Annotated in this window: 21 protein-coding genes; 8 read left to right on the top strand and 13 right to left on the bottom strand. The window is 37.5% G+C overall.

The window, feature by feature from the left end:
* The first annotated feature begins 121 nt into the window (after nt 1–121).
* The gene (ppsA, locus tag H5092_RS05415; RefSeq protein WP_182733046.1) at nt 122–2,497 is read left to right on the top strand and encodes a phosphoenolpyruvate synthase; all 2,376 of its coding nucleotides are present in this window, start codon (nt 122–124) and stop codon (nt 2,495–2,497) included.
* Nucleotides 2,498–2,568: 71 nt separating this feature from the next.
* Here the strand turns inward: ppsA and H5092_RS05410 are convergent, their stop codons facing one another.
* Nucleotides 2,569–2,778 (bottom strand): PGPGW domain-containing protein, encoded by a 210-nt coding sequence (locus tag H5092_RS05410; RefSeq protein WP_182692823.1) that lies wholly within the window; start codon nt 2,776–2,778, stop codon nt 2,569–2,571.
* 145 nt (nt 2,779–2,923) lie between these two features.
* Between H5092_RS05410 and H5092_RS05405 the strand changes: the two genes are divergently transcribed.
* On the top strand, nt 2,924–5,971 hold the full coding sequence (locus tag H5092_RS05405) for an FAD-binding and (Fe-S)-binding domain-containing protein (RefSeq protein WP_182733045.1): 3,048 nt from the start codon (nt 2,924–2,926) through the stop codon (nt 5,969–5,971).
* Between the two features lie 185 nt (nt 5,972–6,156).
* Here the strand turns inward: H5092_RS05405 and H5092_RS05400 are convergent, their stop codons facing one another.
* Both H5092_RS05400 and H5092_RS05395 read right to left on the bottom strand, forming a co-directional pair.
* Nucleotides 6,157–7,350, bottom strand: coding sequence for a sodium:proton antiporter (locus tag H5092_RS05400; RefSeq protein WP_165736076.1), 1,194 nt, complete (start codon nt 7,348–7,350; stop codon nt 6,157–6,159).
* Entirely contained in the window at nt 7,350–8,561 is a 1,212-nt protein-coding gene (locus tag H5092_RS05395) for a tyrosine-type recombinase/integrase (RefSeq protein ID WP_007583195.1), read from the bottom strand. The genes H5092_RS05400 and H5092_RS05395 overlap by 1 nt, the downstream gene beginning before the upstream one ends.
* Nucleotides 8,562–8,710: 149 nt before the next feature.
* Here H5092_RS05395 and H5092_RS05390 point away from each other — a divergent pair, with 149 nt between their 5' ends.
* Together H5092_RS05390 and H5092_RS05385 are read left to right on the top strand one after the other, a co-directional pair.
* The gene (locus tag H5092_RS05390) at nt 8,711–9,274 is read left to right on the top strand and encodes a YSC84-related protein (RefSeq protein WP_024605345.1); all 564 of its coding nucleotides are present in this window, start codon (nt 8,711–8,713) and stop codon (nt 9,272–9,274) included.
* 410 nt (nt 9,275–9,684) lie between these two features.
* Entirely contained in the window at nt 9,685–10,146 is a 462-nt protein-coding gene (locus H5092_RS05385; RefSeq protein WP_182694867.1) for a hypothetical protein, read from the top strand.
* Nucleotides 10,147–10,293: 147 nt separating this feature from the next.
* Here H5092_RS05385 and H5092_RS05380 read toward each other — a convergent pair whose 3' ends face one another.
* The 4 genes from H5092_RS05380 to H5092_RS05365 all read right to left on the bottom strand — a co-directional run bounded on the left by H5092_RS05380 (nt 10,294) and on the right by H5092_RS05365 (nt 14,970).
* A complete protein-coding gene (locus H5092_RS05380; protein ID WP_182733044.1) occupies nt 10,294–11,337 on the bottom strand; it encodes a patatin-like phospholipase family protein in 1,044 nt (347 codons plus the stop codon).
* Nucleotides 11,338–11,463: 126 nt separating this feature from the next.
* Nucleotides 11,464–12,870: a sodium:alanine symporter family protein gene (locus H5092_RS05375; RefSeq protein WP_007377576.1), complete on the bottom strand. Its 1,407-nt coding sequence runs from the start codon at nt 12,868–12,870 to the stop codon at nt 11,464–11,466.
* Between the two features lie 121 nt (nt 12,871–12,991).
* Nucleotides 12,992–13,903 carry a citrulline utilization hydrolase CtlX gene (gene ctlX, locus H5092_RS05370; protein WP_182733043.1) on the bottom strand — a complete coding sequence of 304 codons (912 nt, stop codon included), beginning with the start codon at nt 13,901–13,903 and terminating at the stop codon, nt 12,992–12,994.
* A complete protein-coding gene (locus H5092_RS05365) occupies nt 13,900–14,970 on the bottom strand; it encodes an ornithine cyclodeaminase (RefSeq protein WP_182733042.1) in 1,071 nt (356 codons plus the stop codon). Before H5092_RS05365 ends, ctlX begins: the two co-directional genes overlap by 4 nt.
* Before the next feature lie 171 nt (nt 14,971–15,141).
* Between H5092_RS05365 and H5092_RS05360 the strand changes: the two genes are divergently transcribed.
* Nucleotides 15,142–15,573 carry an Lrp/AsnC family transcriptional regulator gene (locus H5092_RS05360; RefSeq protein WP_004334897.1) on the top strand — a complete coding sequence of 144 codons (432 nt, stop codon included), beginning with the start codon at nt 15,142–15,144 and terminating at the stop codon, nt 15,571–15,573.
* 229 nt (nt 15,574–15,802) lie between these two features.
* Here H5092_RS05360 and H5092_RS05355 read toward each other — a convergent pair whose 3' ends face one another.
* The 3 genes from H5092_RS05355 to H5092_RS05345 all read right to left on the bottom strand — a co-directional run bounded on the left by H5092_RS05355 (nt 15,803) and on the right by H5092_RS05345 (nt 18,974).
* Nucleotides 15,803–16,816: a patatin family protein gene (locus tag H5092_RS05355; protein ID WP_182733041.1), complete on the bottom strand. Its 1,014-nt coding sequence runs from the start codon at nt 16,814–16,816 to the stop codon at nt 15,803–15,805.
* A gap of 283 nt (nt 16,817–17,099) precedes the next feature.
* Nucleotides 17,100–18,089 carry an LLM class flavin-dependent oxidoreductase gene (locus H5092_RS05350; RefSeq protein WP_149603722.1) on the bottom strand — a complete coding sequence of 330 codons (990 nt, stop codon included), beginning with the start codon at nt 18,087–18,089 and terminating at the stop codon, nt 17,100–17,102.
* 141 nt (nt 18,090–18,230) lie between these two features.
* Nucleotides 18,231–18,974, bottom strand: coding sequence for a siderophore-interacting protein (locus H5092_RS05345; protein ID WP_024597584.1), 744 nt, complete (start codon nt 18,972–18,974; stop codon nt 18,231–18,233).
* Between the two features lie 204 nt (nt 18,975–19,178).
* Between H5092_RS05345 and H5092_RS05340 the strand changes: the two genes are divergently transcribed.
* The 3 genes from H5092_RS05340 to H5092_RS05330 all read left to right on the top strand — a co-directional run bounded on the left by H5092_RS05340 (nt 19,179) and on the right by H5092_RS05330 (nt 21,340).
* Complete coding sequence (locus tag H5092_RS05340) at nt 19,179–19,598, top strand: MarR family winged helix-turn-helix transcriptional regulator (RefSeq protein WP_024597583.1); 420 nt, start codon at nt 19,179–19,181, stop codon at nt 19,596–19,598.
* Nucleotides 19,599–19,679: 81 nt separating this feature from the next.
* Complete coding sequence (locus tag H5092_RS05335; protein WP_004334808.1) at nt 19,680–20,093, top strand: S24 family peptidase; 414 nt, start codon at nt 19,680–19,682, stop codon at nt 20,091–20,093.
* The gene (locus H5092_RS05330; protein ID WP_024597582.1) at nt 20,081–21,340 is read left to right on the top strand and encodes a Y-family DNA polymerase; all 1,260 of its coding nucleotides are present in this window, start codon (nt 20,081–20,083) and stop codon (nt 21,338–21,340) included. The genes H5092_RS05335 and H5092_RS05330 overlap by 13 nt, the downstream gene beginning before the upstream one ends.
* A 27-nt stretch (nt 21,341–21,367) precedes the next feature.
* Here the strand turns inward: H5092_RS05330 and H5092_RS05325 are convergent, their stop codons facing one another.
* The 3 genes from H5092_RS05325 to H5092_RS05315 all read right to left on the bottom strand — a co-directional run bounded on the left by H5092_RS05325 (nt 21,368) and on the right by H5092_RS05315 (nt 22,977).
* On the bottom strand, nt 21,368–21,829 hold the full coding sequence (locus tag H5092_RS05325; RefSeq protein WP_004334802.1) for a hypothetical protein: 462 nt from the start codon (nt 21,827–21,829) through the stop codon (nt 21,368–21,370).
* Between the two features lie 438 nt (nt 21,830–22,267).
* Nucleotides 22,268–22,786 carry a DUF4240 domain-containing protein gene (locus H5092_RS05320; RefSeq protein ID WP_024608120.1) on the bottom strand — a complete coding sequence of 173 codons (519 nt, stop codon included), beginning with the start codon at nt 22,784–22,786 and terminating at the stop codon, nt 22,268–22,270.
* Nucleotides 22,786–22,977 (bottom strand): YwbE family protein, encoded by a 192-nt coding sequence (locus H5092_RS05315; protein WP_004334795.1) that lies wholly within the window; start codon nt 22,975–22,977, stop codon nt 22,786–22,788. Before H5092_RS05315 ends, H5092_RS05320 begins: the two co-directional genes overlap by 1 nt.
* Nucleotides 22,978–23,032 lie beyond the last annotated feature (55 nt).

Genomic DNA, 23,032 nt, shown 5'->3' with positions numbered 1-23,032 from the left:
GGTTTCCCACGGTTTACGTGAGGACTGTTGCCAGTGTAGAATGATGACGGCCTTTATAAAAGGTTTTCTTTCTTAACTCTCACAGTTAGACCTACAATTTGTTTTTTTTGGAGAAAGATCCGTGCAAGAATACGTTCTCTGGTATCAAGAGCTTGGTATGCAAGATGTTCCTCGAGTTGGCGGTAAAAACGCGTCACTTGGCGAAATGATTTCAAACCTCGCAAACGCAGGTGTACAAGTACCGGGTGGTTTCGCAACTACCGCAGATGCTTTTAATGAGTTTCTAGATCAATCAGGACTCACCGCCAAAATTCATGACATCCTAGATACACTTGATGTTGATGATGTAAATACACTCGCTAAAGTCGGTGCCGATATCCGCCAATGGATAATCGACACACCATTCCAACCAAACCTAGATCAAGCCATTCGCGACGCATATAGCCAACTCCATGGCGATACTGCAGCAGATGTTTCATTTGCGGTACGTTCATCAGCTACCGCTGAAGATATGCCAGATGCATCATTCGCAGGCCAACAAGAAACTTTCCTTAACGTTGTCGGTATCGATTCAGTCATGGTCGCTATTAAACACGTATTTGCTTCATTATTTAATGACCGTGCAATCTCATATCGTGTTCACCAAGGTTACGATCACCGTGGTGTAGCGTTATCTGCAGGTATACAGCGCATGGTACGTTCAGATAAATCAGCATCTGGCGTAATGTTTAGTATTGATACAGAGTCTGGTTTTGAAGACGTTGTATTTATTACATCAAGCTATGGCTTAGGTGAAATGGTTGTACAGGGCGCCGTTAACCCTGATGAATTTTATGTTCATAAACCAACACTCCTTAAAAACAAACCTTCAGTAGTACGTCGTAATATTGGTTCTAAAGCCATACAAATGATTTACTCAGAAGACAAAGCACATGGTAAGCAAGTAGAAATCGTTGATGTTGACCCTGAGCTTTCTAATAAATTTTCGATTACAGATGAAGAAGTGCAAGATCTTGCCAAACAAGCTGTAATCATAGAAAAACATTACGGTCGTCCTATGGACATCGAATGGGCAAAAGACGGAAACGACGGCAAACTATATATAGTTCAAGCACGTCCAGAAACTGTCCGCTCAAACGAAGACTCAAACGTAATGGAACGTTTTCAATTAAATGGCACAAGTAATGTACTTGTTGAAGGCCGTGCAATTGGTCACAAAATTGGTAGCGGTGTTGTACGTGTTCTTGATTCAATCAAAGAAATGGACCAGGTACAAGTAGGCGACATTTTAGTTACCGATATGACCGACCCTGATTGGGAACCAATCATGAAACGTGCAGCAGCGATAGTTACAAATCGTGGTGGCCGTACGTGTCACGCGGCAATAATTGCACGCGAACTTGGTATTCCGGCAGTTGTTGGTTGTGGTAATGCAACTGATTTAATTAAAGCGGGCCAAGAAGTAACAGTATCGTGCGCCGAAGGAGATACCGGCTTTATTTACGAAGGTATTTTAGATTTTGAAATACTAACGTCGCGCGTTGATAAAATGCCAGAACTACCAATGAAAGTAATGATGAACGTGGGTAACCCCGATCGCGCCTTTGACTTTGCACGCTTACCGCATGCAGGTGTTGGCCTTGCGCGAGTTGAATTTATTATCAACCGTATGATTGGCGTTCACCCTAAAGCGTTATTAAATTTTGATGCGCAAACAGATGCATTAAAAGCAGAAATTACTGACATGATTGCCGGTTACGAATCACCAGTAGAGTTTTACATAACAAAACTGGTTGAAGGTATTTCAACGCTTGGTTGTGCTTTTGCACCAGAGCGTGTAATTGTGCGTATGTCTGATTTTAAATCAAACGAATACGCAAACCTAGTTGGTGGCCAGCAATACGAGCCAGAAGAAGAAAACCCAATGATTGGTTTTCGTGGCGCCGCACGTTATATCTCTGAAGATTTCCGCGATTGTTTTGCATTAGAATGTGAAGCTATAAAACGTGTAAGAAACGACATGGATATGGCAAACATTGAAATCATGATCCCATTCGTACGTACCCTTGAAGAAGGTAAACGCGTAATTGAATTACTAGAAGAGCATGGCCTTAAACGGGGTGAAAATGGTCTTAAAGTAATCATGATGTGTGAGCTGCCTTCAAATGCATTACTTGCTGATGAATTTTTAGAAATGTTTGATGGTTTTTCTATCGGCTCTAACGATTTAACACAGTTAACGCTTGGTCTTGATCGTGATTCAGGTTTAATCGCACATTTATTTGATGAGCGTAACCCAGCAATTAAAAAACTACTTTCTATGGCAATTAAAACAGCTAAAGAAAAAGGCAAGTACGTAGGTATTTGTGGTCAAGGTCCTTCAGATCACGAAGACTTTGCAGCATGGTTAGTAGAGCAGGGCATTGACTCTGTTTCACTCAATCCAGACACAGTAATAGAAACATGGTTATACCTAGCTAAAAAATTAGCAAAGTAATAAATAGGTAAGCTATAAAAAATGCCAGCAATGTATTGCTGGCATTTTTTTATACCCAATTAAAAGTTAAATTAACGGGCTATTTTTTTATCTAAATAAGCACATGATTTAGTTAACGCCTTTTGGCAAAGTGATAAGTAATGTCGCGCTTTAGGGTAATAAAACGAAAAACACAATAAACCCGCCATAAAAAATATAAGTGATGGTCCTGGTACAACCGCAAAAAATAACCCTAGTAAAATAAATAGCACGCCACTGATCTGTAATAGTAATTTTTTCATATAAAACACCTCATTACTCGTTAACTTGAGTATAATTTAAGCTGCATTAAAATCGACTAAAAGAGTGTTACAAACTGTAAAATCTTCAATTTCTATTCGCCATCACCATGATATAATTAGTCAAATGCCCTAAAATATCGCCGTCATGATAGCAACAATTACACAGCAAGATGCCGCGACAGAACTTGTCGCAAATTACCTAAATACCATTGCAAGCCAAGGTTTTAGTGGAGATACCGATGCAAGTTATGCAACGCGTATTACTGCTTCAACCGATAACAGTGTATATCAGGAAATACCCCAAGGTGTTATTTTTCCAAAAAATGAAAAAGATATTCAACTCGCACTGCAAACTGCATCTCGCGACCCATTTTTATCTTTAACTTTTGGCCCTCGTGGTGGCGGAACAGGTACTAACGGTCAATCGTTAACACCAGGTATTGTTGTAGATTTGTCTCGCTATATGCGCGAAATCCTCGAAATAAATGTAGAAGAAGGCTGGGTACGCGTTCAAACCGGCGTAATAAAAGATCAACTTAATGACTTTTTAAAACCTTATGGTTTTTTCTTCTCGCCCGATTTATCTACCAGTAACAGGGCAACTATTGGTGGCATGATAAGTACTGACGCCTCTGGGCAAGGTTCGTTAGTTTACGGAAAAACAAGCGATCATGTTTTAGGGCTTACAACTTATTTAGTCGATGGCACACCTATGTGTACCTCACCAATAGACATCGACAAAGCAAAAATTATAGCCGAGCAAGACTCTCTAATTGGTAGTTTATATAAAACAGTTTTAGATATTTCAGTTAATGAACGCGCAGCTATTTTAGCTAAGTTTCCACGGTTAAATAGGTTTTTAACCGGCTACGACCTAGAGCATGTGCTAAGTGATGACTTACTTACTTTTGACATGAGCCGACTAATAACAGGTTCAGAAGGCTCATTAGGTATAGTAACTGAAGCTAAATTAAACCTAACACCGATTGCTGAATTTAAAACCCTTATAAATATCAAGTACGATAGTTTTGATTCAGCACTTCGTCATTCACCGTTTTTAGTTGATGCACGCGCAACATCGGTAGAAACCGTTGATAGCAAAGTTTTAAACTTAGCGCGTGAAGACATTATTTGGAATTTAGTATCGGACTTAATAACCGACGTACCAAATAAAGATATGCAAGGCCTTAACATGGTCGAGTTTAATGCAGTATCAAACGATGATATAAAAGACAAAGTAGACACGCTTTGTAAACTTCTAGACGAATGCGTAGCAAATCAAACTAATGGCGTTATAGGATATCAGTTAACCAGTGATAAAAGCGATATACTTAAAATTTACGCAATGCGTAAAAAGTCTGTGGGTTTATTAGGTAATGTAAAAGGCAGTCAAAAACCACTCGCCTTTGCAGAAGATACCGCTGTACCCCCTGAAAACTTAGCAGATTATATTGTCGAATTTAGAGCATTACTCGACAGCCATAATTTACAGTATGGTATGTTTGGCCATGTTGATGCGGGGGTTTTACACGTACGCCCAGCACTTGATATGTGCGACCCAGAACAAGAAAAACTACTTAGAACTATTTCAGATCAAGTAGTAAAACTAACCGCTAAGTACGGTGGTTTAATGTGGGGCGAACACGGTAAAGGTTACCGAAGTGAATATAGTCCTGAATTTTTTGGTGAGCATTTATATACTCAACTTCGTAAAATAAAGACAGCTTTTGATCCTAACAACCGTATTAACCCTGGTAAAATATGTACTCCTATCGATAGTGAAGACTCACTAGTTAGTGTTGATGGACAAAAGAGATCGCACTTCGATAAGCAAATATCAATAGAAGTTAAAACCAGTTTTAACAATGCAATGACCTGTAATGGTAATGGCATATGCTTTAATTACGATGAAAATTCACCTATGTGTCCATCGTATAAAGTAACTGGCGATCGCCGTAATTCACCAAAAGGACGCGCAAGTTTAATGCGCGAATGGCTTCGTTTACAAGAGTCAAAAAATGTAGATTTACTCGAAGTAGAAAAGCAGCTTAACAAAGGTGAAGTAATCACCTGGTGGGAACGTTTCGTTCACAGCCGCGAAAAACGAAAAGGTATTTACGACTTTTCTCACGAAGTAAAAGCGTCAATGGATGAATGTTTAGCATGTAAAGCATGTACAACTGCTTGCCCTATTAAAGTAGATGTTCCTACTTTTCGTTCGCGCTTTTTAAATTATTATCATAGTTATTATGCGCGTCCGCTAAAAGATTACCTTGTTGGTAACATAGAAAGCAGCGCGCCATTAATGGCAAAGTTTGCAAAAGTTATAAACCCAATTGTTAAAACATCATTAGTAAGCAATGTTATTAAAAAAACAGTTGGCTATGTTGATACACCACAGTTAAGTATTCCTGCACTTTCAAAGCGTATTACTAAAACACAAAAATTTGATTTTGATTTATTAAATAAATTAAATGCAGAGCAACAAAGTGAATATGTATTAATAGTACAAGACCCATTTACGAGCTTTTACGAAGCCGAACTAGTAGAAAGTTTTATTACTTTAATAACCCAACTTGGCAAAAAACCAATGCTATTACCTTTTAAACCAAATGGTAAACCGCAACACGTAAAAGGTTTTTTGCATGAATTTAAAGTTACAGCTAAAAATGCAGCTGAGTTTTTAAATAAATTAAATGATATTAATGCACCCCTAGTCGGTTTAGATGCGTCACTCGTTATGTGTTACCGCGATGAATATAATACAATTTTAGAAAATAACCGTGGTGAATTTAATGTGCAACTTGCCCATGAGTGGTTAGAAACACAATCGTTTAAATCACTAAGCGCAAAGCAAAATACAGATACCGAATTTACATTACTGAGTCACTGTACTGAAACAACTGCACTGCCAAAAGCGGCAAATGTTTGGCAAACAATTTTCAGTGATATTGGTTTAACATTAAAAACAACAAATACAGGTTGTTGTGGAATGGCGGGAACTTATGGCCACGAAGCACAAAATCAAGATAACTCACGTGCACTTTACGAAATGAGTTGGAAACCAATTGTAGATAAAAATAAACCAGAGCAACTTTTATCTACGGGATTTTCTTGTCGTAGCCAAGTTAAACGTTTTGAACAATTTAAACCAAAACACCCAATTGAATTACTAGCACAGGTTCTTAAATAACTTTATAAAATAAGAGTGCTTAAATAAGGTCACTTATATAAGAGTACTTAAATAGTTTTATCTAAATACCAATTTAGTGAATTATTCATTAAATACAAAAAGGCGCAACGATTAACTTCATCAGTGATGAAAATAACCGTTACGCCTTTTTTAATACGTATTCTTAATTTACCTAGTTTAAATGATTATTTTTTAACAAAACTATCGGCAATAGGTTTAGTGCTAATACCATGTATAAATACACTAAACAAAATAGTCGTCATTGCTATCGTCGCTATTTGATATTTGTTTTCTATTTGCGTATCTATCACCATCAATGTAAAAACAATTGATGCTAATCCTCTTGGTCCAAACCACGCAAATGTAAAACGCTCTTTAATACTCAATGCCGTAAACTGCAATGACAACATAACAGGAATTATTCTAATCAATGTTGTACTTAACAAAGCGTAAATTATAATTTCAGTATTTAATTTCGGAATAACTAAGTAAGCACAAACAAACCCGAACAAGCACCAAATCATTAGCGATGTAAAATCTGCAATGTGCTCTGAGTCTTCAATTAATTCTGTTCTAACTTCTTCAGTCGAAAATTTATCAAATAATAAACCGGCAATAAACACCGCAATAAATCCACTGCCATGAAAATACTGAGTGACAGAAAAAACAGCCATAGCAAAACCGAGTAATAAAAATGGACTGGTATTTTGTGCAAAGTAATGACGTTTCATTGCAAAGTTTAAACTCGGTATAAAAACAACAATACTTGTAATAGCTATTAATAAAGCCAAGCCAAGCTCTCGGCCAAACACACTTAATGTTTGTGTTGCAGTAATAGCTGAATCAGGATTTTTAGCGAGTAATATAAATATTAAAAATATAGGTACGCATAATCCATCGTTCAAACCACTTTCAGTATTTATTCCTTCGCGTATTTTTTCAGGCACTTGTGTACTTGCTAGTAACCCTTTACTTAAAGCTGCATCGGTAGGTGTTAAAATAATAGCGAGCAACGCTGCTTGAATAAGTGAAAGCTCAGCAAAGAAAAATAAAGCAACAGCAATACCAAGTAACAAAGTTAAGGGTAGGGCAACAAACAGCAGTAAACTAGGATACTGAAAACTATGCCTTAAAACACTTAGCTTTGATTTAGCTGCATCTGAAAATAAAAATATACTTAGCGTAAGCTCTATAAATGGTAATAAAAGATCAACGCCTTCTTTTATTTTATCCCCTTCGTTGGGTAGCATTGAAGCTAAACATATTCCGCCAACAACAAAAAACATTGGGCCTGTTACTTCTGTTTTTTCTAACTGGCGAAGTGTTAAAGAATAAATTAAAAATAATCCGCCTATAAATGCTATTACTAAATACTCCATTAAATTTTCCTTTTAAGTCCTGACTTTGCTCGCTCTTTAATATTTGTTTGAATATAAATTTGATCGGTAGTCGCAATTTTAGAATGACCTAAATCTTCTGATAAATGTTTGAGCGGTCTGGTTTGCGCATCATGAGTTGCACCAGTATGGCGAAGCCAATGCGCAGTTGCAGCGCCAAGTTGTTCAGCATCATCTTTAAAACCATCATCGAGTAATGATTGCTGTGCATAATCAAAACTTTGTTGAACTAAACGCCTAATTTGCCTTACGGTCATACCACCTTGCCCGCGAATTTTATGAACCAAAGGATCTGATTCATCAACACGGGGAAGGGCAGGTAAACCTCTGTATAGTCTATAACGTTTTAAATATTCAACAAAATCATCGCTTAAGGTTACATCTCGTAATTTATTACCTTTTCCCATTATACGTAAAAACCAAAAGCCATCATTATCTTGCCAAAAATGAGACATCACCGGCGACCATTGTGGGCGCTCAGATAATTCTGAAATTCGTAAATAAAGACCTTTTAAGCAGGCAAGCGTAAATAAGTTTCGCTCTAAATCAGGGTTATGTTCGCATAAATCACGCGTTACACCAAAAACGTATTCCCATTGAATATCGCTTAATGTGTCTGGAATTTGAATTTGTGATTGAACAACTAAGTACGGACTATTTTTTTTAACAACAGGGACAAAGTTAGCAAATGTTTTTTCTTCGAGTAGGGCAAACTTATAAAATACATTTAGAGCAGTAAACATAGACGATAAAGTTTGCTGACTAGCAATGGATTCTTTAAGCATAAAAGGGCGCCAATTTTGGTTTAATCGACGAATTCCTTGTTCATCTTTATAACGCCATTGCACTGAAGTTGCAGCCCATGCTTTATCGGGTTCAACCATAAAATCAACGTAAGCTTCAATATCTTCACGTTTTAAATCAAATACTGATTTTTCTGCTATTAACCACGACCATAAATAAAAGCGTTCAAGCTCATTTCGAAAACGACTATAAGTGGCTTCTGACTTTCGGCCATAAACATACAAAAACTGATATAAGAATGTCAGATCAGCTTTTGATTCAGTTACAGTCAAGCCAATTTCCTGTATAAAGGATGCAAGTTCTGGGTATTCTGAATTGAGAGTACCGTCATCTAGATGGGCAATTTGATATCTTAATTGTTTTAACGTATCAACCAAAGCAACAAGCATAATGTATAAATATTCAATTAAATAATAGACTTACAGAATAACGTTAAAGTCCGATACTGTCTAGTATTGGACATAGTAAAGCTCTAATTATTTTAATACCGTGATTATTCTATGGTTGTTGGTTGCTATATCTTATTAAGGAAAACATTATGAAAAAACTAATTATACTAAGCGTACTTGCTTTAACTGTTGCGTTAACTGGGTGTGCTACTACAGGTAGTGCATCACCAAGCGAAAAACGTTCACTTGTACAAAGTATGAAAACAAATACATTAGATAAATTATACGCTGAAAAACCTGATGTTAAAAAACAAATTGCTAACTCTGCTGGTTATGCTGTATTCGATAACGCGAATGTAAATGTAGTGCTTGCTAGCTTTGGTGGTGGTTACGGCGTAGTTAAAAATAACCTTACAGGTAAATCGACTTACATGAATATGGGCGAAGCCGGTTTAGGACTTGGCTTAGGCGTTAAAGATTTTAACGTTGTAATGGTTTTTCATAACCAAGCTGCATTAAACAGATTTATTGAACATGGTTGGGCATTTGGCGGAAACGCTGATGCAGCAGCAAAATATGAAGATAAAGGCGGTGCACTGGTTGCCGAAGCGATTGCAGATCAAGTTACTGTATATTCTGTAACCGAAAACGGCCTTGCACTACAAGCTGTATTAAAAGGAACTAAGTTTTGGGTTGATTCAGAGCTTAATTAACCACCAAGTTACTCTCCTAAAAGCGAGCTGGTTTGTATAATCACGCTCGCTTTATTAAAACCCATGCAATTTAACATAACGTAATTTATGGGTAATCAGCTATCGGCTAAAATAATTTAACGTTTATAAAATCCAATATACAATGCTTATCATCCTCTCTTCATTGTTTAATGAATATCAGAAAAGATATATAAAATATTTAAAGCACAAAATAAAACTTAGAACATTTATTTATCTAACCTACAAAGCCAGCTTTTAAATATAATTGGTGAAATATCTTAAAGAACAGGAAGTTAATAAAAACTTTAGTTTAAGTGACTGCACGGTCAATTAAAGCACTGATTTATAAGTCTTTTTATTTGTTTTCTTTCTGATATGATAGACTAAATAAATAAACAAGGATAAAGAAAATGCCTATCAACACGATAGATAACTTAACACTCATTGTATCCCTGGTCTCAGCTTTTATAGCTATAGCTATGTTTGTAATTGCGTCCATTCAAACTCGAATACAAAAACGTAATCTTAATTTAGCTCTTTTTAATAGCAGATATAAAGTTTATATAGATTCACAGAAGCTATATCAAGAGTATACTAATGGATATATTTCTGACATTACTTTTAGCCACTTTATTGCTTCATTTCATGCTTCAGAATTACTATTTCCATCAAAATCTGGAATTTATAAATTTCTAGATAAAGTACATGAATGTGCAGTATCTTTTAATGGTACTAAAAGAGCAATGCAAAGCACTGATGAACCAACTGTCCTAGAAATGATTTATGAATACAATAGAGAAGCTAGTTCTAATTTAAATTGTTTTTTAAAAGAGCTAACCAAGTTAATGAAGCCTTATATTAAAATTCATTAGTAACAAAAGACAAACTATATTGCTTTACAGTATTCTTAAGCGTTAGCAATAAGGGCTTTCGCCCTTTTCTTTAATATTAGTACCGTAATATTTAAATTATCAATTAACCACCAGACATAGAACGTCATTACTTGATAGATTAGATCATCAAATTATTTTCAATTCAACATTTTCTCTATTGAGTTTTCTGTCAAAATCATCAGCTAACTTCTCGGTCTCACTAAACACGGTATTCCAATATTTTATACGCGTGTCTGCATCAAGATCGGTAAAGTCATTTCTGTCTGGAATTTTTCCGTACGGTAAGCTTGCTATAAATTCTTTTGATGGAGTGATCATTACCACATTATCGTAATTAAGTGGTGATACTTTACGTTTTAAATTTTTATCGAACCACCCTGCTTTTGGCTCACTATTAAAATGCGGATATAAAATTAAGCCTGGGTTATTAATTTTTAAATCAAAGTGGTAATCAATTATTCCGCCATCGCGATATATTCCTTGCGGCGAGCCTTCAATATTTTTTATGCCTTGCATAACAAGTGGTATAGAGCCCGATGCAAGTAATGCATCTTTTAAATTATTTTGAGTAAGCGCTATGTTTTGTGTTTTAAAATTGTAGGTATCGGTAATTGATAAGTCACTTGTTTCTGGGCCAAATATAAAACGCTCATACTGTGAGCCTAATAATTTTCGGTTAACGCGGTTTAACATATAACTTTTTGATAAACCCATTAACTGTATTAATTTATTTTCGCTGGCAATAAAGCCATTCGATTTCGCTACAATAAAGTGCGCTTTAAATATTGGGTTATTTATAATTTCGGTTACGCCGTTATCGCCAAAAACATCTTCAAGTAATGCGCGCGCTTTTATTGTGATTTCACTTGGTGTAGGTTTATTACTTGAATATCGCGTTTGCGAATACGATTTTGCTAAGCGCTCAATCGCAGCAACAGGATCGTTTTGTGCAAAACACGCAGAGCGAAAAGCGCCAGCAGATGAGCCAATTAAATTAAGTGGTTGGGTACGGCTTTTAAAAAATTCACCAAAAATATATTTATCTAAGCCAAATAATGTAAACCATTTAGGACCGCCACTTGCACCTAAAAAAGAGGTAAAAAGTTCAGGTTTAAAGCCCTGTTCGTTAATAATTTTAGCCGCTGTTTTCCCTGCGTGAATCTCGATCATCTAAAAAATTGTGCCTTTATTTTGGTTGCTATAGTTTTCTTACAATACTGAAAGTGAATATTTATGCAAATCAAAAAGCGACTTTATGTTGCCATAAAACCGCTTTTTGTAGTTAAGTGTGCTGAATTAGTCCCAAATGCCGTCTTCGCATTTACCCTGTACTTTTACATCTTTTACTTTAAATTCGGGCTCTAAACCTTTGTCTCTTTGTGCGTGGTAATCGCTCGTGACAGACAAAATAGTCGGCGTTAACAGTATAATAGCGATAACGTTAACCACTGTCATTAACCCTAAGGCAATATCGGCTAAATCCCAGACTTCTTTTAATGTGGCCGACGCGCCCCACAACATCATTGATAAATAAAGCAAAGTGTAAATGCCGCGCCCTACTTTGTTGTCGAGCTTAAATAAGTGCAAGTTGCTCTCTGCATAGGCGTAGTTTGCCACTACCGATGTAAAAGCAAATAAGGTTATAGCGGCTGCTACAAAGTAAACACCACCTTGTGCTAAATGAGCGGTCATCGCGCTTTGTGTTAAACGAATGCCTTCCATTTCACCGCTTATGTCTATATCGGCTAATAAAATGATCACCGCGGTACAGCTACACAGTACTATTGTATCGAAAAATACGCCTAGCATTTGTATGTAACCTTGCGTTACAGGGTGATTAGGTATTGGGCTGGCACTTGCTGAAGCATGCGGCACACTACCTGCACCGGCCTCATTAGAATATAAACCACGTTGAATACCGTTTTTAATGGCAGCGCCCATTGCACCGGCGCCTGCTTCTTGTAAACCAAACGCTGATAAAAATATATCTTTAAGCATGGCGGGTACTTGCGTGAAATTTATAATCGTAATAATTACCGCAGCAAGTACAAACACAATGCCCATTATTGGCACAACACGCTCTGCAAACCGGGCAATTGCTTTAAAGCCACCGAGTATAATTGAGCCGGCTAGCACGGTAATAACCAGGCCTGAATAAAATGTAGGAACTTCAAACGCGTAATTAAGTGCGTCGGTAATTGTGTTCGTTTGCATTGCGCTAAACGTAAAGCCGTAACCTAAAAACAAACACGCAGCAAACACAATGGCAAACGCCCGGCTACCCAAACCTTGTTGAATATAATACGCAGGGCCCCCTCTAAACTCGCCGCCACTATCGCGCACTTTATATACTTGCCCAAGTACACTTTCGGCAAAGCCTGTAGCCATACCCAATATGGCTATTACCCACATCCAAAATATAGCGCCGCTGCCGCCAAGTGAAATTGCAACCGCCACACCGGCTAAATTACCGGTACCTACCCGTGCACAAAGCCCTGTACACAACGCTTGAAATGATGAAATGTCGTCTTTTTTACATTTGCTACTGCCTTTTAAAAGGCTAAACATATGTTTAAATTTAAGTATTTGAATTGCTTTTAGTCGTACTGAAAACCATACCCCCGTAAACAAGAGTATATAAATAAGTACCTGGCCTTCTCCCCACAAAAGGTTGTTTACGCTTTTGACGACGGTATCGAACATTGCTAATTCCTTCTTATATTTTTTATATTAATACCCTTTTTTGGGTATAACGGCTTTTGCTTGCGACATCGACTAAAAATTTAATGTAAATAAGGCAGCTAAGCTGCCTTAAAACTATACATTATTTATTTTGCAAATGAACTCCTGCAATCATGCACCTAACTGAGCCACCAGCCGACTCAATGGTAGGAATCGGTAACGGTACAAGCTTAGCCGTTTTTTGTATAATTGTTATTTTCTCAGGTGTAAGTGCATTAAACGCAGTTTGCGATAAGGCTAAAATACGACCATTTTTACCTTGTAGTTCAATAGCATTGCCACAAAAGTTATTAATTTGCTCAAGCGTTAAATCGATAACTTGATGATGGCTTTTCAAAAAATGTTTAGCTAACTGTGCACGTTGTTCAATTGGCACCATATTTAAACTGATCATTACAAATTTTGTAGCAATACACATTAAAACATTAGTGTGATAAACCGCAGTTCCTTGCTCGTCATATGCGTTAAACACTATGGGTGATAGTTTTAATTGCTCACATATTGTATTAACCACCGACTTGGTAGTTCTTTTTGATTCTACCGCGTAAGCGAGTTTATTTTGATGATCGATAACCAGTGAACCAGTGCCTTCAAGAAATGAATTTTCTTTCGATAAAAATGAATAATCAGTCACTGAAGACACTTTATAGTGATCCGTTAAAAAATCAATAATATCTTTTCGATATTCTAATCTTCTGTTTTCTACAAACATTGGATAGATTATTAATTGGCCACTTTGATGAGTTGAAAACCAATTGTTAGGAAAAACTGAATCGGGAGTGTGTGTTTGCTCATCTTCAAAAAGGTGAACTGTTACCCCTTCATTTTTTAATATTTGTACGGCATTAGTCACTTCTTTAAATGCTTGTTCACTTTGATTTTGTGCTAAACATTCACTTTGAAATGCGTTATCGAGCATTGTATGTGGGTTAGATGTAAAGTGATGTGGCCTTACCATCACTACAGCATTGGGGGCTTGGTTTACTTCGCTCATGCCACGTGCTCTTTTACTAATGGTTGCTCACTAAGCACTGAAAATAAATTACGAGGGTCCGCTTGTTGTGTAATTAAATCAAGCAAAGCAAACTCGCCCGTTTTAATTAACTCATCGCGTATAAATACCAGTGCTGTAAAGTCTTCGCTCGCAAAGCCAACACCGTCAAAAATGGTTAATTCATCTTGGCTAGTACGCCCAAGCGACTGCTTATTAATAACTTTATGAAACTCAGTTACTGTAAAGCTTGGACTCATTTGTTGAATTTCGCCCTCTATTCGAGTTTGTGGCTCGTATTCAACAAATACATTAGCACGCTCAAGCAATCTAGCATCTAACTCTGTTTTACCTGGGCAATCACCACCTATGGCATTAATGTGCACACCTTGTGGGATCATGTCATTTGTTAAAATAGTGGCGTTAGTTTTATCAGCAGTACAGGTAGTGATAATATCTACCCCTTTTACTGCCTCTTGTACACTATTACAAATAATCACGTTTAACCCGTAAGCACTTAAATTAGTAAATGCTTTTTTAGACGCGTTTGCATCTATATCGTATAAACGAATATGTGTTATGCCCAATACAGCTTTAAATGCCAGTGCCTGAAACTCAGACTGTGCCCCATTACCAATTAATGTAAGTGTTGTTGAGTTTTTTGGTGCTAAATACTTAGCCACCAGCGCCGATGTAGCCGCTGTACGAAGCGCTGTTAGTAGGCACATTTCGCTGATCATTACCGGATAACCACTATCTACATCGGCTAAAATACCAAATGCAGCGACTGTTTGAAGTTCTCGAAAGGTGTTTTTTGGGTGACCGTTTACATATTTACAGCTGAACATCTGGCCATCACTCACAGGCATTAGCTCTATTACACCCTCTGGTGAGTGTGCTGCATAGCGAGGTGATTTATCAAACTCTTTCCAACGGGCAAAGTCGGTTTCTAATTTATGTGTTAGCTCTAACAAAACGTTTTCGATACCTAAGCTATTTATAAGCTTAGCCATTGCCTGAACGCTAACAAACGGAACGCCTTGTTTTGGCTGTGCTATAAAATGACTCATGTTGAAACCTCTTAAATAAATGTATTAGTTAATTTAAAACAAGTTTAGCGAGGCCGCATGCTATTTAATATGGCAATTAGTTATACAAATTTTATTAATTTTTATCACTTTGCTATGCAGGTATATACAAATTGTGTATTTTAGTAGGCCATGCTCTAAAAGGTTTGATTTATGACTCCTTATATTTACGATTCCCTTGATAACGCTTTAATTGCTGAATTACGAAAAGACGGTCGCGCCTCTATCTCTGCTTTAGCAAGTTCTTTAAATGTGTCACGCGGGACAGTGCAAAATAGATTAGATCGATTAGTGAGTTCAGGCGCTATTTTGGGGTTTACTATAAGAGTGCATGAACACATAGAAACCGAAGCCGTTCGTGCAATTATGATGGTGGAAGTGATTGGTAAATCAACTTCTCAAGTTATTAAAACTATGCGTGGTATACCCGAACTTACAAAATTGCACACTACCAATGGTGCTTGGGATTTGGTAGCAGAGATACAGGCCGCGAATTTAAGTGAGTTTGATGGAGTACTTAGGCAAGTAAGAGAAATAGACGGTATTTTAAATAGTGAAACGAGCATATTACTCTCATCAACTTAGGTTTATTTTTAGGTTTAAAATGACACCCATTTATATTATTTAAGTGTTCACAATAACTTTAGCTAATTTAAAAATTTAGAATGACACCCATTTATAGTTTTAAAGAATTGAAGCGCCAGAATCTAGGGGTTAATAAACATACAAATTTAGGTGGGTGTCATTTAAATGAAGAATAGTACTGCAATTTTAAGTTGCAGTACTATTTGCAATCTAGGTATAAGAATTTGGTTTAATTGTAACTATATTCGCTTTGCGTATAGTTATGCGTATTGCTGATCTCAAATTGGCTTTGCTGCGCTAAATAAGACCGACCTGCAGCTAAGCCTAATTTATGATCAAAACGTAAATCGTTATTTGAACTACCTAATAATTTGCTATGTAGTTTTTCGTCTGCAAAAATTTGTATTATTTCCACATCACTTGGTGGATTTGCAATAAACTCAAGCTCATCTAAATACGCTTTCTCGTGCTGTATTAAGTAGTCCAATGTTTTTGGACAATAGCCTGATGCTATAGCAAATGTTCTTAGCTTTTGTACCCATGCAGATTGCGCTTGAAAATTAGCGTCAACCGTTCTTATTACAACAATTTTACGTGCACCTCGGTTGTAAGCTTCACACACGGGAAGTGGTGCTGCTAAACCGCCATCTAGATAAAAATCGCTCTGTGCTTGTTCTTCAATAAGATGTGTTTCATTCGCTGCTTTTGCGTTTAACCAAGGTGTTAACTTTACACCTTGTTTGTATAAAAACGGGAGTGCGCTAGAAGCCTTTAACAAATCACGCCATTGACCACTATCACCTGTAGGCGATAAGTAATAAGCTTTTCTGTCTCGTGCATTTGTGGCTGTTATAAGTAGTTCACGCTCACCTAAACTAGTTTTCGCTGTTTTGAAATCTATAGCTCTGTTTACTTCAGTGGTTTTGTCAAAGTACCAATCTAAATCAACTATATGCTTACCCACTAATCCACGACCAAGCTGAAAAAAACGCTTATTACGCGAAAGCCCTCTGATCAGGCGTTTAGCGTAGCCTTTTTGGCGCGCTAAGTAGCTAGTTAAGTTTTGCGAACCCGCTGAAGTACCAATGAATAAATCAAAAGGGTCATAGCTTTGCTCTAACCAAGCATCAAGTACGCCAGCTGTGAATATCCCTCGCTGCCCGCCACCTTCAGCAACCAGAGCAACTTTTGGCTGCGCTGTTTTGTTAACTGAATTAGCTGTTGCGGTGTTTAGAGAGTTCACGGTGTACCTGCCTTTAATTTTATGATGTCTGGTTTAATAGCTACATTATAAAAAACAAAAGTGATATCTTAAAATTGATTGTTTAAATCAGTTCAATTGAAAAAACAGAACGGTATATAAAGCAAAATATTTACTAAAAATAGCAATCAAATTTACTTTGAATATTTAAATAACAAATACAGACATCACTTAAAGTTAATAAAATGAGTTAAAAAAGTTTAACTTTTGATGATGTCTGTATATTAACAAGCCCAGAGTGTACGCTTGCTTAACTAACTATATTTTAGTGTTTTATTTCCATTAAAATTTCGAGTGCACGGTGGCGTTTTTCACTATCGAATACATCATTGGTAAATATAAACTCATCCACTTCTAGCTGTTTAGCTATCATCTCTAACTTGTGTTTAATACTTACATGTCCGCCTACTACGCTTAGACTTAAAAAGTTCTCTACATGAGCGCGTTCTTGTTCGCTCCACAACCCGTCCATGCTTTCAACAGGCGGTTTTAGCCACAGCTCATTACCGCGTATAAGTTCGAGTACACGTTGCTTAGAAGTAGTCGATAAATATTGCGCTTCATCGTCGGTATCTGCAGCCACTAAAGGCAGTGCAAGCATTACGTATGGCTTATCAAGTACGCTTGATGCTTTAAATTCGCGCTTATACAACGCTATTGCATCGTGCACAAAGCGCGGTGCAAAATGCCCTGCAAATACATACGGTAACCCTTTTTGCGCCGCTAGTTGCGCGCTAAATAAACTCGAGCCTAATAACCAAATCGGAACGTTTGTGTTTTCACCCGGTATAGCACGTATAGGATGCGTACCATTGTAAGGACCTAACAATGTTTGCAGTTCAGTTACCTCACCTGGGAAATTTTCTGCGCGGCTCATATCGTTGTTTAATGCACGACTCGTTACAGGATCGCTACCTGGGGCACGCCCTAGCCCTAAATCTATTCGCCCTGGATATAAGCTCTCTAATGTACCAAATTGTTCAGCAACAACTAATGGGGAGTGGTTTGGCAGCATAATACCGCCTGACCCAACGCGTATCTTTTTGGTATTACCTGCAATGTGACCAACCAAAATTGAAGTGGCCGCACAAATTATACCTGGCATATTATGATGCTCAGCAAGCCAAAAACGGTTAAAGCCAAGCTCATCAGCACGTTGAGCGTATTTAGTACTTTTATGAAGAGTGTTAGTAACGCTGTCCCCTTTGATCATGGGGGCAAGTTCTAATAACGAAAAAGGAATGGAATTTAACAAAATAGCAGCTCCTAAAAATGCATGCTAACAATGTATTACATCATTAGCATAAAACACTTAAATGGGTCTGCTATTAGGTCAATTCAAGTTACGCAGTGGTATTAGAGCAAAATAGGTATATGTTATTTTGCTCTAAGGTATTCAAGCAAGCTGTGCATCACGTTGGCGCAGCTTTTTATAGCCTTCTGAATCCACGCCTTTTTTCCAATACCCTGAGGAAACAATATTACCGCGTGGTATATTAAATTGCTCTGTTAACAATGTCTTTGCTTTACGCACAAGCCCAGCTTCCAATGCCATAAATACAATGGGAGGCTCTGCTGTAATGTGCAAATTTTGAAGCGCGCTTAGTAGCACTTCGTCAGCGTTGTCGGTAACAAGCCAATTAATATCGCGGCTTGTTTCTAAATCAATAATGTCTTGCTCAGTGGGCGCATGTACAAAAGCATCAATTTTTGAAGTTAAAGGTAATTGCTGCGCATACCCCTTTATTGCATTTACCGATGTTAAATCCCCTAGCAACACATAATGCGAATGCCCATAATTATCTAGCTTTTTAGGGCCTGGGCCTGCAATACCTACCTCATCACCTACTTTTGCAATTTTAGCCCAGTCAGTTGCCGGACCTTGGTGCATATTTATAACAAAATCAAGTGTTAACGCGCCTGTTTGTGCATCTACATGCCTTATTGTGTAAGATCGCATACACGCTGTTTTTAAGTTAAAATCTACTTCACCATTTTTTGGGATCAGTACTTTTACATAGTTACCAATGTGCTGTGAGGTTAAGTCGTTAAAATCATCAGAGCCTACAACAATGCGTTGTAGGTGTGGTGTGATTTGCTGCGTACTTAATATGTTAGCTTTGCGAATTTGTTTACCCATGCATTACCTCGTTTTACAAAACTTGGACTTTAATACCAACTTGCATAAATCTTTGATCAATTTAACAAATTAAATAAACCCCATATATAAGCAGATTGGTATAATAATTAGCTGCTATAAAAGCAGACATTGCACAACGCCCCATTGGTTGATAAAATCAACTATAACAAGTTAATTGACTTTGTCAACTACATTGAGAGTTTTATGAATACACCTTTATCAAATACGCTGTTTGAATTGATGCAAAATTACCGCGTCACAATTCGTGAAGCAATTAACGCAGGCGAACTTGGTATAAATGCTATGCACGTACGCTGCATACATATTATCGCGAACGTAAATAACTGTACGGCTAACGATATTGTTACTAAAACGCAGCGCGACAAAGCGCAAATAGCACGTTTAATTAAAGATCTTATTGGCTTAAATTTAATAAATAAACAGGCAAGTGAGCACGATAAGCGCTGCTTTATTTTGTCGCTCACAGAGCAAGGCAAAGTTCTTTTTGATAAGTTATTAGCCTCAGAGCAGAAAATAAATAATCAAATGTGTAAAAACTTAAAACCTCAGCAAATCAAAGACTTTTTAGATATCGCACAGCAAATGATCAAAAATATGGATTGATCGGTTATACATTTCTTGGCATAACTTACACAAAACGCATATACTGTACACTTATACAGTATATGCGTTTTAGGTTGTGTTATGTTTGTCATTCCCATTTATATAGAAGCAGGCGTGTGTGGTTTTGAATCGCCCGCAGCGCAGTACACCGAGCTAGGTGTAACCCTTGATGAGCTTTTAATAAAGCACCCAAATGCTACCTTTATTGGCCTAGCATCGGGCAACTCTATGCAAGAAGTCGGAATTTTTGAAGGGGACTTATTAGTTATCGACCGTGCAGAGCCTGCAGAAAATGGTGACGTTATTGTTGCTAACTTAAATGGTCTTTTTGTATGCAAACTGCTTGATAAAACCAATGCACGGCTGCTTTCAGCGTCTTCTTTACATAAGCCTGTACAACTAACCTCTGCAGACGAGTTTCAGCTCGAAGGCGTAGTAACGCTATCAATAAGAATGCACAGGCAAAGCCCAGAGTTACTAAAATGTATGCCTTAGTTGATGCTGTGTCGTTTTATGCCAGCGCCGAAAAAGTATTTGACCCTGCTATTCGATCCAAACCCGTGGTTGTACTTACCAATAACGATGGCTGTGTATGCGCTATTTGCCCTATTGCTCGGCGCTTAAATATTCCTAAATTTGGCCCGTACTTTAAAGTTAAGCATTTACTTGAGCAAAACAACGTTGTTATTCGCTCTAGCAATTACGAGCTTTATGCTGATTTAAGCGACAAAATGATGAATATCATCGCTCGCTTTTGCGATACACAGCACATATACAGTATTGATGAATCGTTTTTGCACTTTGATGGCTACACATCATTAATTAAAGACTGGCATGAATACGGTCATACAATAAGGCGCACAGTATGGCGCGAAACAAAGCTACCTGTAGGTGTTGGTTTTGGCCCGACCCCTACTTTAGCAAAAGCCGCTAACCATGCTGCTAAAAAGCTCAGTGGTTTTAATGGTGTAGCAGTAATAAATAGCGAACAAACTCGCCAAGCTATTTTACAAAGAATGAGCTGCGAAGATGTGTGGGGGATAGGCCGGCGGCTAGCTAAAAAACTTAAAATAATGAATATACACACCGCCTGGGATCTTGCTCAGCAAAACCCTAGAGCAATGCGCCGTGCATTTAGTGTGGTTGTTGAACGCACAGTAAGCGAGCTTAACGGGATAACATGTTTAAACTGGGATGATGTACGACAAGATAAGCGGGAGATTTATTCAACCCGTAGTTTTGGAGAGCGCATATGTGAGCCAACAGCACTTAAAACAGCGCTAATTAACCATGTAACCACAGTGGCTAATAAATTAAGAGCGCAACACTCGCTCACTCACCAGCTTTATATTTTTGCAGCCAGTGGCGCGCACGAAAATAAATATTATAAAAAGTCTTTTGTGTATAAGTTCCCCTCACCCACTAACGACACCTGCGTGATGGCTAATGCTGTATCTGAGGTATTTAATAAGATTTACCAACCCGGTATACGGTTTTATAAATGTGGTGTGGGTGCGGTAGAGCTAATATCAGAACAGTTTCAGCAAAATGACTTATTTAATAAAAGCCCTGATAATCCGAAACTTATGCAATGCTTAGACACAATTAACAATCGATACGGAAAAGGAATGCTAAGCCTTGCAAGTAGTAAATTAAATGACCGGTGGCACATGAACCGTGATTTTTTGTCGCCGCAGTACACTACGCGTTGGCGCGATATCCCTAAAATATACTGCGAATGATTTGCTACTTACTACTTACTAGATGCTTTATTTACTCTCATCTGCTTTTTTAAATGTGCACTCTACATTGGGTTCGCTCAATGTGTATTTGAGTGTGTTATCAGCTAAAAATTTGATACTTTGACTGATTGTTTTTTCGTTTGCTGGGCTTTCACAACGGCTCATTCTTAAGCCGTTTTCAAGGCCATCACTTTTATATTTAAGCGTGCTGGTTATAAAGCAAAAGTTTGGTTTTTTAATGGTTCGGGTACCATTGTGGAGCGATCCAAATACAATTTGCTCACCAAGTTTAAAACCAGCACTTAAATCACTTTCATCTGTCAAACTCAAATTGCTGTTAACGCATAACCCTGAGTTGCTCGACACAACTTCGTAGGCTCCCAATTTTGACTTTAAAAGCGGTATAAATCGTGTTTTATTACTCGGCTCAGAAAAAGCATTTGCACTTGTAAAAGCGACAGTTAATAAAGCGAGTGTTAAATATTTCATTTCGTGGGTGTATCCTCGTGAGTCAGCGTGTTAAATAATAGCAAAATGCCTAATCACCTAGCTTTTATAACTTTTAACAACTATAACAGAGATTTACTATAAAAGGAGAGAAGTCGTATTCAGGAACTAAGACACGAGCAGCTAAGGGAGCTTTGCTCGACTATACTGATTCTTACATGTGTGTAAGCCAGTAAGATAACGCAAGAGCAATTACCGATCCCATTAGGTTACAAACCTCGTGCCACAAATAAATCCCTTAGATTGAACACATTTAAATCCACAAAGATTCATCCTAGATACTGCATTACAAACCATTTTGCTGTTAAGTACTTTAGTTAATACGTACTTAAACAACAAAACGATTTATATCAATGCGCTTACTTGTAGGGAAATTAAACTCATTAAATTGTTTAAATAGCGCACAAATTACTATTTATTTTATTGCCAGTACTTTGCAAATAATAAAGGGTAGCTTTGCTTTAAAAACTTAGGTTTGTCTTTAAAACGTTTGCCTTTGGGTTCATCGCTGCCTGATGGAATAAACGGTAATTCGTCTTCGCTGCGTTCTTCAAATAATAAACCGGCTATTAAATCATACTCATCAATATACGGGTAAGGCTGCTCATTTAAGTAATAAACAGGTGTACACTGCGCTAACGAATCAGCATTTTCTAAAGCGTTTTCGAAAACTGTTTTACCACGCGAAATTAACCAACATCTAAACTCGCTAAAACCGTAATCGTCGTTACATCCAGCCATCACAAAGGCGGCACCAAACAAATCCCAGGTAAAACATTTACGCATATGTATGCCAAAGTGCTTATCAAAATCAATAAGGTGCTGATCGCTTAAATCAGTCAGTTTAGTTTTTAGGTTATCGCTCACACTTTGCGGATCGAGCCCTAAATCAGGCGTTGTTACTAAATCCCAAAAAGCCTGCTCTGTTAATGTTGCCATTATAAAATCTCTTTTACTCGGCCAACTTGACCATCTTCTAAACGTACTTTGATACCGTGTGGGTGATTTGGTGATTTTGTTAAAAGGCGCTCAACCACACCCTCAGTTAATGTGCCGCTGCGTTGATCTTCTTTTAATACAATATTTACTGTGGTACCTGGTGAAATTTGCGAACGCGAAGGAACAGCCATAATTTAAACCCTAAAAATAATTTATCTAATTATAACGTCCATGTGATGTCATACC

This window comes from Pseudoalteromonas sp. SR41-7, assembly GCF_014163935.1.
In the GTDB taxonomy this organism is placed as follows: Bacteria; Pseudomonadota; Gammaproteobacteria; order Enterobacterales; family Alteromonadaceae; genus Pseudoalteromonas; species Pseudoalteromonas distincta.
Note: the sequence above shows the minus strand (reverse complement) of the source record. Positions and strands in the feature narration are given on the sequence as shown.

Coding starts and splice junctions, on each gene's coding strand:
- H5092_RS05410 (WP_182692823.1), bottom strand. CDS start 2,778: ATGAAAAAATTACTATTACAGATCAGTGGCGTGCTATTTATTTTACTA.
- H5092_RS05405 (WP_182733045.1), top strand. CDS start 2,924: ATGATAGCAACAATTACACAGCAAGATGCCGCGACAGAACTTGTCGCA.
- H5092_RS05400 (WP_165736076.1), bottom strand. CDS start 7,350: ATGGAGTATTTAGTAATAGCATTTATAGGCGGATTATTTTTAATTTAT.
- H5092_RS05395 (WP_007583195.1), bottom strand. CDS start 8,561: ATGCTTGTTGCTTTGGTTGATACGTTAAAACAATTAAGATATCAAATT.
- H5092_RS05390 (WP_024605345.1), top strand. CDS start 8,711: ATGAAAAAACTAATTATACTAAGCGTACTTGCTTTAACTGTTGCGTTA.
- H5092_RS05385 (WP_182694867.1), top strand. CDS start 9,685: ATGCCTATCAACACGATAGATAACTTAACACTCATTGTATCCCTGGTC.
- H5092_RS05380 (WP_182733044.1), bottom strand. CDS start 11,337: ATGATCGAGATTCACGCAGGGAAAACAGCGGCTAAAATTATTAACGAA.
- H5092_RS05375 (WP_007377576.1), bottom strand. CDS start 12,870: ATGTTCGATACCGTCGTCAAAAGCGTAAACAACCTTTTGTGGGGAGAA.
- ctlX (WP_182733043.1), bottom strand. CDS start 13,903: ATGAGCGAAGTAAACCAAGCCCCCAATGCTGTAGTGATGGTAAGGCCA.
- H5092_RS05365 (WP_182733042.1), bottom strand. CDS start 14,970: ATGAGTCATTTTATAGCACAGCCAAAACAAGGCGTTCCGTTTGTTAGC.
- H5092_RS05360 (WP_004334897.1), top strand. CDS start 15,142: ATGACTCCTTATATTTACGATTCCCTTGATAACGCTTTAATTGCTGAA.
- H5092_RS05345 (WP_024597584.1), bottom strand. CDS start 18,974: ATGGGTAAACAAATTCGCAAAGCTAACATATTAAGTACGCAGCAAATC.
- H5092_RS05340 (WP_024597583.1), top strand. CDS start 19,179: ATGAATACACCTTTATCAAATACGCTGTTTGAATTGATGCAAAATTAC.
- H5092_RS05335 (WP_004334808.1), top strand. CDS start 19,680: ATGTTTGTCATTCCCATTTATATAGAAGCAGGCGTGTGTGGTTTTGAA.
- H5092_RS05330 (WP_024597582.1), top strand. CDS start 20,081: ATGTATGCCTTAGTTGATGCTGTGTCGTTTTATGCCAGCGCCGAAAAA.
- H5092_RS05325 (WP_004334802.1), bottom strand. CDS start 21,829: ATGAAATATTTAACACTCGCTTTATTAACTGTCGCTTTTACAAGTGCA.
- H5092_RS05320 (WP_024608120.1), bottom strand. CDS start 22,786: ATGGCAACATTAACAGAGCAGGCTTTTTGGGATTTAGTAACAACGCCT.
- H5092_RS05315 (WP_004334795.1), bottom strand. CDS start 22,977: ATGGCTGTTCCTTCGCGTTCGCAAATTTCACCAGGTACCACAGTAAAT.